Source organism: Pontibacter sp. FD36, assembly GCF_015686655.1.
GTDB lineage: Bacteria > Bacteroidota > Bacteroidia > Cytophagales > Hymenobacteraceae > Pontibacter.
Genome location: NZ_JADPMP010000030.1, coordinates 1 through 719 on the forward strand (window position 1 = coordinate 1; position 719 = coordinate 719).

Annotated in this window: 1 protein-coding gene; it reads left to right on the top strand. The window is 64.4% G+C overall.

Annotated elements, in window-relative coordinates; all coding sequences use genetic code 11:
* On the top strand, window positions 1–719 hold a 719-nt coding region (locus I0P70_RS21205; RefSeq protein ID WP_196121136.1), incomplete at both ends, for a UDP-glucose/GDP-mannose dehydrogenase family protein.

Here is a 719-nt window from a genome sequence, read left to right on the forward strand (position 1 = left end):
ACGGGCACCTGCTTTGCCGAGGTGGGCATCGACGTGACCTGCATCGACATCGACTCCAAGAAGATAGACAACCTCAAGCAGGGCATCCTGCCCATCTACGAGCCGGGGCTGGAGGAGATGGTGATCAGAAACTCCCAGAAGGAGCGCCTTTCCTTCTCCACTGACCTGGCGGCGAGCGTGCAGGGCTGCCAGGTGGCCTTCATCGCCGTGGGCACGCCCCCGGGCGAGGACGGCTCGGCCGACCTGAAGTACGTGCTGGCCGTGGCCCGCGAGATCGGCCGCTCCATGACCGACTACCTGGTGGTGGTGACCAAGAGCACGGTGCCCGTGGGCACGGCCGCCAAGGTGCGCCGCGCCATCGCCGAGGAGCTCGAGGCCCGCGGCGAGCAGATCGCCTTCGACGTGGCCTCCAACCCCGAGTTCCTCAAGGAAGGGGCCGCCATCGACGACTTCCTCAAGCCTGACCGCATCGTGGTGGGCGTGGACTCTGACAGGGCCGAGCAGGTGATGAGTAAGCTCTACAAGCCGTTTTTGATGAACGGCCACCCGCTCATCTTCATGGACATCCCCTCAGCGGAGATGACCAAGTACGCGGCCAATGCCATGCTGGCCACCAAGATCAGCTTCATGAACGACATCGCCAACCTGTGCGAGATCATGGGCGCCGACGTGAACATGGTGCGCCGCGGCATCGGCTCGGACGCCCGCATCGGCAACAA